Raw genomic sequence first — 9,686 nt, forward strand, 5'->3', positions numbered from 1 at the left:
AGGCGGCGGCGACCCTGGCGGGCGAGCATGCAGGGCAGGCCGGGGTCGAGCGGTGGGCGGCAGTCGACGAGCGGTGGGAGGCGGTATCTGCCCGCAACGCGGCGATCGGTGCGAAGGACGACACCATCGCCGAGCGCGTCCAGGTCGAGCAGATTCGGGACGCGACCGAGGGGTTCCGCAATCAGGCGGGTCAACACTCGGCCGACGCTGGCGCACACGCGGCCGAGAGCCAGCACTACGCCGGGGTGTCGGCCGACTTCACGAACACCACCCGCGACTACCGCGATCAGGCGGAAGCTGCGCGAGACATCGCCGTCGCCAATGGGCTGACATGGCGTGGGACGTGGGCGTCGGGGACCGCGTACGCCCCGCAGGACGTGGTGACGTACCAGGGCGGGTCGTGGAGGGCGCTCCAACCCTCTTCTGGCGTCACCCCGTCGGCCGGCGCGACGTGGGCGATCCTCGCCGCGCGCGGCGAACCCGGCGAATCAGGCACCGCGAACGTCACGTGGGGCGACGTGACAGGCAGACCGTCGACGTTCCCGCCTGAGACTCACAACCACACCGATATGACTCAGCTGGGGTCGAGTGGCACCCGGTCGGCCTCGACGTTCATGAACGGTCTGGGCAACTGGGTGACCCCCTACACGGTGATGTCGGAGTCCGAGGCGACCACCGGGAGCGCGACCACGGCGCGGGTGGTATCCGCGTCCGGGCTAAAGGGCGCGATCCAGCGGTGGGCGACCGGCACCTACTCGACGGCGATCACCGCGATCGGGCAGGCCCTCAACCGGGCCGCGACCGCAGCGGAGGCGCGAGCCGCGATCGGGGCGCTCGGTGGGCCGGGCAGTGTCGGCACCGCGGAGATAGCAGACGGCGCGGTGACCACCGACAAGCTCGGCGGGCTCAGCGTGAGTAGCCAGAAGATCCAGAACAGCGCGATCAACCATACAAAGATCGCCAACAACGCGGTGATCCGAGACAAGCTCTCGCCCGCACTGCGCGACGAACTCGACGGCCTTGAGCCGCGCGGCTGGGACGGCACCCAGGAGGACTACGACAACCTGCCGGACATCGACCCCGACCGTTCGTACTACATCTGGGAGTGACCGTGGCCCTGCTCCGTCCATCCGACCCGCCCGTTGCGATCCACCGCAACGGGCACGCGATCCAGCGGGTCATGCGCAACGGCGTCGAGGTGTGGTCGGCGGGCGGCGACTGGGCGTGGGTCGACGACTTCACGACCGTCGATCCCCGCTGGACCGAGGGCACGTTCACCCCGCCCGGTGTGACCAACGGGTACCTCATCGGCCCCGAACTGCCCCCCGACTTCGTTCTCGAACTCGACGTGGCGTGGTCCGACACCATGACCTCGACAGCGGCGGCGCTGGCCATCTCCACCCCGGCGGGGATGATCGGGACCGTCGTCTACGGACACGGCGAGGCGATGGTCCTCTACTTCGGGGGCATCTACACGATCGAGTACGTCACCCTCGGGCCGACCTCGAGACTCCGGCTCGAACGCTCCGGCGACGACCTCCTGTTCACCGTCGACGGGGTACTGCTCGCCACGATCGACGAGACGGCCGAGATCGAGGGCAAGATCTACCTGATCGCGCAGGACGGCGGAACCATCACCCGGCTCAGCGCCGGGGGCGACTGGGACTGGGACCCGCCCCGGTACGTGATCAATCAGAACCCCTTCCCGCTACAGCCTGCGGGGTCGAACGCGTGGACCACTCACGGCTCGTTCGTCGCGACCCGGGACATGGTGGTCGACCTGTCCACCCTCGTGCAGTGGCGTGGCGCGTACTCATCGCAGCGGGTTGCGATCCGTATCGGCGGGTGGTGGGTGGTCTACTACCCGGACGGCGGTGTGAGCACCATGCAGGTGCAGAACAGGGCGTTCGTTCCGCAGGGCACCGAGGTCATTTACGAGACCACCAACAACACCTCTGCCGGGGTTCGGTGGATCGACGACGGGTACTACCGGGCCATCGAGTCGAAGTACTCGCCCCAGTCCTCGGGGCCGGTCGCGCCGTACCGGATCACGCAGAACGTGTGGGCCCGGATGAGCACCCGGATTATGCACGAGTCCGGCACCGTCACTGCGTCCGTCACCGGGTACTCCTGGGCGCAGGCCACCTCAGCGTCGAACCGCTTCATCCGCGTCTGTCGGAACGGCGTGGAGATGGCCCGGTCGGTTACCGACGGGAGCAGCGTGACCGCGACGTTCACCGTGAACAAGTACGACGAGATTTCTTTCGAGGCTCGCTCCGAATCGGGCACCGCATCGTTCCGCGACATCACTACAGGCATCTGGTCCGTCGTCGAAGCGTAGGCAACGCCCGCCCCAGGGCGCCGCACGAAGACCCCCGCACCCCGCGGGGGTTTCCGCATTTCAGGAGGATCCATGCTGAACACCATCGTGCTCGATGGCGCCGGGACGGAGGGCCGCACCAGTCGGGTCATCGACCCAGTCGCCGAGCAGCTGGCCGCGAAACTCTCGTGCGCGGTCGAGTGGCAGAACTGGGCCGCCTCCGTCATGGGTGCCGGCGGAAGCACCCCGTGGCCCGCCGCCTCCCACAACGCCGTCATCCGGCTCGCGCACCGGATCCGCACCGCCCCACCGGGCCACCGGTTCATCCTGCTCGGGTTCTCTGCCGGCTGCCGCCCGGTCCGGGAGTTCCTGGACTCCCACCCGGAGCTGCACCACCGCATCGCCGCCGTCGGACTGCTCGCCGATCCGTGGCAGCCGCACGACCGGCAGCAGCACGGCGTCCCCAACGGCGCCGGGTGGGGCGTGATGGGTAGCCTCCCGACTCCGCTGATGGACCGCACGTTCTGGTGCGGTCACCCCGGCGACCCGATCTGCCGTGCCGCGTGGGACTCGCTGTTGCGGTATCTCACCGCGGCCGCCGACGCCGTGCCGGGCGGGCTCATCCGCACGTTCCTCGACAAGGCCCGCCGCGGCCGGCTGCAGCTGATCCCGTTCCTCGGGCTGCCCCCTCACGAGTGGTTCGCCGGCCTGGGTGGCCGGATCGACAGGTCCATCGCCGAAGCACGCTCGTACCTTGGCGACGGTCACACCGCGGTCTACACCCGCGAGTTTGTCACCATCGACCCGGACACCGGGCGTGAGGACCGTCGGTCGCTGGCCCACCGCCTGGCCGACTCCATTGCCTGGAAGATCACCCACCCCCAGTCGACATGAGAACCCTCGCGTGGGTCGTGTGGCACCTCGCGCGCGCCCACCTGTTCACCGTCGGCCGCCCCTACGACGCCCCGGTGGGCGTCTACGCCCACTGCCGCTGCGGCGACAACCACCAACTCCTCTGAGGAGGCCAGCATGAAGAACTGGGCAACGCTCGAACCCAACGTGGTGAAGATCGTCCCGAACAACCGCTTCACCCCGGGCCGCAACGGCCGTCGGATCGACAAGGTGGTGATCCACCACAACGCCGGGGTCCTGACCGTCGATCAGATCTACAACGTGTGGCTGCAGCGCGTCGCCTCGGCGCACTACCAGGTCGAGTCCAACGGCTGGATCGGGCAGCTCGTCTGGGACCGGGACACCGCGTGGCACGCCGCCAACACGTTCATTAACGAGACCTCCATCGGCATCGAGGTCTCCAACTCCGGCGGCGCTCCCGGCTGGCCCATCGACCCGCGCGCGGTCGAAAACGCGGCCCGGCTGACCGCCTCGATCTGCCGATTCTTCACGCTCGGCAGACCAGTCGACGGACTCAACGTGCGTTGGCACCGCGAGTTCACATCGACCTCATGCCCGTACCGGCTCGCCCCGGGCGGTGTCGACTACGCGCGGTTCATGGACCGCGCCCGCTATTGGTACGACCAGATGGGCACGGCCGTTCCGTCGCCCGTCCCGGTGCCGCCCCCCACACCGAAGGAGACCGAAGTGACCAAGGAACAGGCTGACCGGATCGAGCGGAAGCTCGACGAGAACAAGCAGCTTCTCAACCTGGTGCTCGACCAGATCGCAGGACCGCGCCACAACGGCGTGCAGGAGTTCACCGGTTGGGACCAGAACGGCAAGCGCACCCTGAACGACACGGTGGCCGCGATCGCCGAGGAAGTCGGGATTCCCAACACCTACGACACCGCGAAGGGACGGAAGTAGCCATGTGGACTGCCACGTTCTGGAAGGACGCCGCTGAGCGTGCCGTCAAGACCGCCGCACAGACCGCCGGCGGTGTCCTCGTCGTCGGGGTGCCAATCTGGGAGGTCGACTGGACCGCCGGGCTTGGGATCACCGCGACCGCCACCGCGCTGTCGCTGCTGACGTCGATCGCCTCATCCGGGCGGGGCGATCACGAGTCGGCGTCCGCGCTCGAGTACGTCGGCCGACACCGCGCTGGCTGATGCGCCGGCACCCGAAGGCGGGGTTCGCGGCGTTCGCTCTCCTCCTGCTCGGCGCCCTGGCGATCGCTCGAGGCCAGTCCTACTTCCGGGTCGACTCGGCGCCGACCGGGCTCGACGCAGCCGATGCGCTGCTGTCCCTGACGTTGTGGGGGTGGGTGTGGATCGCCGGTGGCGTCCTCGCGATCGTGGCGGTGCGGTGCCCGCGCGTCCTCGTCGCCGCGTCCGCGGTGATGATCGCCGTCAACGTCGTGTGGATCGCCTCGTTCCTCATCGCCTGGGCCAGCGGTGACAACGACCGCGGGTACGTCTCCGCGATCTCCTACGGCCACGGGCTGTTGTCGTGGCTGGTTGTGCCCTGGATGGTGAACCACGTTCGAGCGTACGAGGAGGCCCGATGCTCGGAGACGGATGGATGACGAGCCTGCTCATCGCGTTGATCGCCGCCATCGCGGGCGCCCTGGGCGGGTGGTGGACTCGCCAGTCCAAGCGGGAGGAGACGCACCTGGCGCAGTGGAGGCACATCACCGAGACCCAGCAGTCGCAGATCGACTCCCTCGACGCCCGACTGAACACAGCGATCGCCCATTCGGCGACGCAGGACACCACGATCAAGCAGGTGCAGGACGACAACCGCCGCATCTCCCGGCTCCTGGACCGGGCCGTGGCCACGCTGCGGGACTGGATCTCATGGGAACGCTCAGGCAGGTCCGGGTCCCCACCGCAGGTCCCGGATGAGCTGCGGGACCTGCTCTGAGCTCTCCCCGCGCAATGAAGCCGCGCCCACCTCACAGTGGGGGCGGCTTCATCATTTCGCGGGGTAAAGGTTTGTGCCCGAGCTTCTACTTTTGTCGACGGAGTGGTATCACATCGCCCAGAGTCTCCATGTTCACAGACTTGAGCCCTGTCCATCTCTCCACCAATGTCCGGCTGAGACCGACGGATGATGAAACTACGGCCGGGTCCGGCGATATGCCGTGTTCGACAGCCTGCGCGAGGAGTATTGGTTCTTCGGCAGCAACCTCCACAGGTTCATTCTTCCTCCAACCCTGAGATGAGAGCTGGATTTGCAGGCTTCGGTATCGCTGTTCGGAAATGAGACGCAAGCTACGGGCACGGTATGTGATTGCACCAACACTTGCGCCAAACTCAGCCTTGACCCGCAAGTAGCCGTGGAGTGTTAGCGACTCCCCCACTCGGTCCTTCATCGCCGACGCGGGGAGCATGAGGGCCCCGGCAAAACCGTGCGCCCTCTTCTCAACGGGGGACCTAACCCCACCGACCGGGGCGGTCCGGTCCCTGTCGTACAGCAGGTGCGCCAGCTCGTGAGCGAGTGTGAACCGGAATCGGTCGCCCGGCTGGTCGGCTGCGACAGCCACTAGAGGCCTATTCGCTGACCGCGACGGGCGGGACACGCCCGAATGATCACTGGACACCCCGCCGGGGTCGAGGCTAGCCACGACGCCCACCCCCAGCCGCTCGAGTGCACGAGTGACGTTAAGAATCGGGGCATCCGCACCCAGACCAAGGATTGAGCGAAGGTTGCCTGCAGTCTCTTCAACATCGTCGACTATGGCATCGTCTAAGTCGGCGGTGTGGTAGCCAGACTGCTCAGATGCTACGGCGAACAACCTTGATGCTTCCCCGTGCAAGGCAAGGATCCGTTTCTCGTCCCTCACAGTTGCGGCGGAGTTTTTACGGAAAGTAGCTACTCCGACCGCAGCGGGAATGGTTGGGACGTGGAAGAACTCAATCGGGAGTTCGAAGACTTCTGCAGCGCGCTCGGCAACTTCGTTCGGCACCGGACGGACGCCCTTTTCGAACTGCGAAACGAAACCTTGGGATACCCCTAGCATCTGAGCTAGTTCGACCTGGGTGAGACCTTCCAACTCCCTCAGGGTGACAATCCGGTGACCCTGCACCTGGTCACTGAGCAAGTCCATCGGTGTCGTTGTCCTTCTGATTGATGTTCGGGAAAAACAGCTCGTTCTGCTTCTCGCCCGCGAAGTGCAAGCGCGAGAACATCTCGCCGCCCGGACGGACCTCAAAGCTGTAATCGATAGGGACCGCTCTACCGAAGCGTCCTGCACCTACTGTGTGAACCACACGCACTGAGATGCGCTCGCCGTCGTCCTCTACGGCCCTATCCCACAACCAGAGCAACCTGATTCCAGTCTTGGGGTCATAGGTGTCTGGTAGCAAGTCCCGCGCAGACATCAACGCCATCTCGGGGCCATCCCACCAGTCCTGCCGAGCCCGACCTAAGCCGGCAGGAGGGATGCCACCGGGATGAAAACGCGCATGCTCCTTAAGTAATCGAAGCTCGATGTTGTGCCTGTCCGAGATGAGGGTGGTGTTACCCATCTGCCGGGGGTTCCCCCCGAGTTTCCAACCTTCAGGCGCTTGCTCCCGAAGTCGACTGTTCATCTCTGCTCGGGCGAGCGTCGGTAGCAAGTAGGGATAGTCTGCGACGTTCGGGAAGCCGCGCAGCCGGGCACTCGCAGCGGCAACGCCGACAGACACCGTCTCGTAGAGTGGGACGGTGATGAGTCCGAGCTGGGTGGCGACCAGCTCACGTATTGCATCCGTGCTCATATTATTAGCTCCTCGGCGGCGGTTGCTTATATTAGTAGCACAGATACAAGACGTTAGCTAACGCCTGGATGGAGACTGTTCCGAACGTCGACCAGCCTCCGCGGGCCGCCACTCAAAGTCGACCCACCACGCCCAGGGGGCGGCTTCGTCGTTTCACCTTGCTGGTCGACGGATTTGTCACCAGTGAGCCGGGCGGCGAGACGCCCGCCTTCTCCGTCGCTCTTGCTACGGGCACTCGAGGTAGTCGGCAAGCCGGTTGTTGACGATCGTCGTGCCGATCTCGCCGTAGGAATTCGCTAGGTACTCCTCGTCGGTAATGACTCCAACGGTCAGGTAACTACCGATCGGGGTCTCGCATTGAGCGACGATCCTCATCTCGGAGCGGTCGGGTGCCGGGCGGGCGTCCAGCGGATAGTCCAGGACGTGCACTGCGATGTCTTTGGTGTCGAGGCGGAGTTGGGTCTTGGATTCGGCCTCCGCGACTTGCTGAGCAATGAGGAAGGGGGGAGCTTCGGTTCCGGTCGCCGACACCTCGCTAACCGTCTCAGTCTTGGGATCTGGGTAAAGACCGGAGTTGGCGTAGTTGCTGGCCGCGCCAACCGCCATCAGCGCTCCGAGTCCGAACAGGGCCCACCTGAGGCCTTCCCCCCTCGCCACAACTGGTGGGGCTGCTTCGGAGTTGGCCGGCGTGCCCGGCCCGGAAGAGCTGTCCATACTGTCGCTCGGGGTCAAATTGCGCCTCTCTTTCGGTGGAAAGACGTTTATATCAGTATGGCACGCATCAGATAACAGCAGGTAAGGGTATATACCATGAACTGTCAGACCGTCCAAGTTGGGCCTCGTAGCACGCCCTAGGCGAAGGCTGGCCCCGCCTCATGCGACGGGGGCAGCCTTCGTCATTTCGCCTTACTGGTCGGCGCGTTCGACACTGGCGAGCCGGGCCGCGCCGCGTGCCAGTCGCGGATGTCGTCGGCGCGCCAGAGGGGGGACCGCTCGAACGCGGCCAGCGAGCCCGGCGTCCGCCCCTGGGAGACGTAGCCGCGCCACGTCGCGGGCGAAATGCCGCAGTGCTCAGCGCACTGGGTCGCGGTCCACAACTCGTCGCCCGTGTCGGCGTCGGTGACGACAACCCTCATGCCCGCCGAGCCGCCGACCGTGCGAACACCGAGGCGGCCGCGACCCCGGGGATAGCCAGCGCCCACAGGGGGGCGCCCACCCACAGCAGCAGTCCCGCGAGCCCGGTGTAGACCGCCAGGTCGATCACGGTTCGATTCATGGCCTCTCCTTCCAAGTAGGGAGGTTCTAGAATGGGGGGTGTCCCCCGGCCTGGTTCGAGCAGGCCGGGGGATCACTGGTCGATCTCGTCTGGCTTGTCCGGCTCCTTGTGGAGCAGTTCGTACCAGGCGCGCCCCTCTCGGCTTGCGGCGTAGAGTGCCGCTCCGATCATGGCGAGGACCTTCTCCCAGTCCATTCGATCACCTCCTCTGTTCTGTTGTACCTCAATCATACAACATCTGCGCTGCATGGGCAACGCTCGAACAATGGAAGTTTTCGCGACAATGGAGAGTCAGGACCGAGCGTTGATCTTCGCCACGATCTCGGCGGCCTTCGCCAGATCGGAGCCCTTCCCAGATGCCGAAAGCACCCGCCCATCAGACGCAGTCACCATCACATAGACCTCACCGGTCTTCTTCTTCGCCATGCCACCCACCAGGGCCCCCACCGGGCCGGCGATCACCGCGCCAGCGGCCACACGGGTCGCAGTCACCCGCGATCGCGCCGCGTTCGCGTCGACCAGTTCAGCGTGTGACCCCTCGAGTCGACAGGCACGGCCCTGGAAATAGATCGCGTGTTCGTCGAGAACTATGTCACCGAAGACGTCGAGGATCCCCGGCACCGACATGAACTGACCGTTGAGTGGGACCCGCAGTTCCGGGCTTGCAGCTGACTGGTCGGCCGCCGCCATCTGCTCGGCGAGCTCAGCGAGTTGCGCCAGCTCGTCGGGATGCCGCTTGCCGACGACGGCTGACATATCGTCGGTCCATACCGGGTGGTAGCCGGACCGATCCTTCAACATCAGGCGCACGCCCGCGGGCGACATGAACGCCTTCTTTTTGTGCTCCACGCTCTCGATGGCTCCGGTCGGAACGACCCAGGGGGAATTCGCTTTCCGAGGCCCGAATTCGCTGTGGTTGAACGTGATCGTGCGAGCGCCCGGGTCGACGACGACGGTGGATTTGCCGAACTCGAAAGTGTGCATTGGTCGACTTTCCGTTGATGGAGATCAACTTATATCAGGTGTGCACGACTGACACTTCGAGTTGACCGGGCCGATTCGTCGTCACATCCACCGGCAGCGGGGCGTCCATCGCATGACCGCACCGCACTCCCGGCACTCGTGCATCCGAGTGCCGCCCTCGAGGGTGCCGGCGCGGGCGGTGATCCAGCCGACCAGGACCCGGTCTGGCCCGAGGGGGTGCCCGTTAGGGCAGTGGGTCGGGGCATCCTCGGTCCAGCGCACCCCAGCAGGGTAGAACGCGTGTGCGACACTCCTTGCCCACATTTTGCCCACACTTCGCGGCCACTAACACCCCAGCAGCCCCCACCGCGCCGAGCGAAACCGCAGGTAGAACCTCTCCGATGCAGGTCAGGACCCGGCCAAAACAGGTTTCTACCCGGCTGGTCAGGGGTTCGAATCCTCTCGGGGGCGC

The 9,686-nt window shown here is 65.8% G+C and carries 15 protein-coding genes; 8 read left to right on the forward strand and 7 right to left on the reverse strand.

The features are described from left to right. The 8 genes from G6026_RS07405 to G6026_RS07435 all read left to right on the forward strand — a co-directional run. A partial coding sequence (locus tag G6026_RS07405; RefSeq protein WP_206682013.1) for a hypothetical protein occupies positions 1-1,109 on the forward strand: 1,109 nt, incomplete at its 5' end. Positions 1,110-1,111: 2 nt separating this feature from the next. After that, on the forward strand, positions 1,112-2,341 hold the full coding sequence (locus G6026_RS07410; RefSeq protein ID WP_182612790.1) for a hypothetical protein: 1,230 nt from the start codon (positions 1,112-1,114) through the stop codon (positions 2,339-2,341). A gap of 72 nt (positions 2,342-2,413) precedes the next feature. Then, positions 2,414-3,214 (forward strand): hypothetical protein, encoded by an 801-nt coding sequence (locus G6026_RS07415; protein WP_182612791.1) that lies wholly within the window; start codon positions 2,414-2,416, stop codon positions 3,212-3,214. Then, a complete protein-coding gene (locus G6026_RS17785; protein ID WP_255458000.1) occupies positions 3,211-3,339 on the forward strand; it encodes a hypothetical protein in 129 nt (42 codons plus the stop codon). The genes G6026_RS07415 and G6026_RS17785 overlap by 4 nt, the downstream gene beginning before the upstream one ends. Before the next feature lie 10 nt (positions 3,340-3,349). After that, the gene (locus tag G6026_RS07420) at positions 3,350-4,141 is read left to right on the forward strand and encodes a peptidoglycan recognition family protein (protein ID WP_182612792.1); all 792 of its coding nucleotides are present in this window, start codon (positions 3,350-3,352) and stop codon (positions 4,139-4,141) included. 2 nt (positions 4,142-4,143) lie between these two features. Then, entirely contained in the window at positions 4,144-4,383 is a 240-nt protein-coding gene (locus G6026_RS07425) for a holin (RefSeq protein ID WP_182612793.1), read from the forward strand. After that, positions 4,383-4,799, forward strand: a complete 417-nt coding sequence (locus G6026_RS07430) for a hypothetical protein (RefSeq protein ID WP_182612794.1) — start codon at positions 4,383-4,385, stop codon at positions 4,797-4,799. The genes G6026_RS07425 and G6026_RS07430 overlap by 1 nt, the downstream gene beginning before the upstream one ends. Continuing rightward, the gene (locus G6026_RS07435) at positions 4,778-5,137 is read left to right on the forward strand and encodes a hypothetical protein (RefSeq protein ID WP_182612795.1); all 360 of its coding nucleotides are present in this window, start codon (positions 4,778-4,780) and stop codon (positions 5,135-5,137) included. Before G6026_RS07430 ends, G6026_RS07435 begins: the two co-directional genes overlap by 22 nt. 85 nt (positions 5,138-5,222) lie before the next feature. On the opposite strand, the gene G6026_RS07440 is transcribed toward G6026_RS07435, so the two are convergent. From G6026_RS07440 to G6026_RS07465, 7 genes are all read right to left on the reverse strand, one after another. Then, complete coding sequence (locus tag G6026_RS07440) at positions 5,223-6,323, reverse strand: XRE family transcriptional regulator (protein ID WP_182612796.1); 1,101 nt, start codon at positions 6,321-6,323, stop codon at positions 5,223-5,225. Beyond that, positions 6,307-6,975, reverse strand: a complete 669-nt coding sequence (locus G6026_RS07445; protein WP_182612797.1) for a hypothetical protein — start codon at positions 6,973-6,975, stop codon at positions 6,307-6,309. Before G6026_RS07445 ends, G6026_RS07440 begins: the two co-directional genes overlap by 17 nt. A gap of 225 nt (positions 6,976-7,200) precedes the next feature. Then, a complete protein-coding gene (locus G6026_RS07450; protein WP_182612798.1) occupies positions 7,201-7,689 on the reverse strand; it encodes a hypothetical protein in 489 nt (162 codons plus the stop codon). Between the two features lie 182 nt (positions 7,690-7,871). Next, positions 7,872-8,111: a hypothetical protein gene (locus G6026_RS07455; RefSeq protein WP_182612799.1), complete on the reverse strand. Its 240-nt coding sequence runs from the start codon at positions 8,109-8,111 to the stop codon at positions 7,872-7,874. Continuing rightward, entirely contained in the window at positions 8,108-8,251 is a 144-nt protein-coding gene (locus G6026_RS07460) for a hypothetical protein (RefSeq protein ID WP_182612800.1), read from the reverse strand. Before G6026_RS07460 ends, G6026_RS07455 begins: the two co-directional genes overlap by 4 nt. 72 nt (positions 8,252-8,323) lie before the next feature. Next, positions 8,324-8,446, reverse strand: a complete 123-nt coding sequence (locus G6026_RS17790) for a hypothetical protein (RefSeq protein WP_255457999.1) — start codon at positions 8,444-8,446, stop codon at positions 8,324-8,326. Between the two features lie 96 nt (positions 8,447-8,542). Then, positions 8,543-9,235, reverse strand: coding sequence for a hypothetical protein (locus G6026_RS07465; protein WP_182612801.1), 693 nt, complete (start codon positions 9,233-9,235; stop codon positions 8,543-8,545). Between the last annotated feature and the right edge of the window lie 451 nt (positions 9,236-9,686).

It is taken from the genome of Dietzia sp. DQ11-38-2 (genome assembly GCF_014145055.1).
In the GTDB taxonomy this organism is placed as follows: domain Bacteria; phylum Actinomycetota; class Actinomycetes; order Mycobacteriales; family Mycobacteriaceae; genus Dietzia.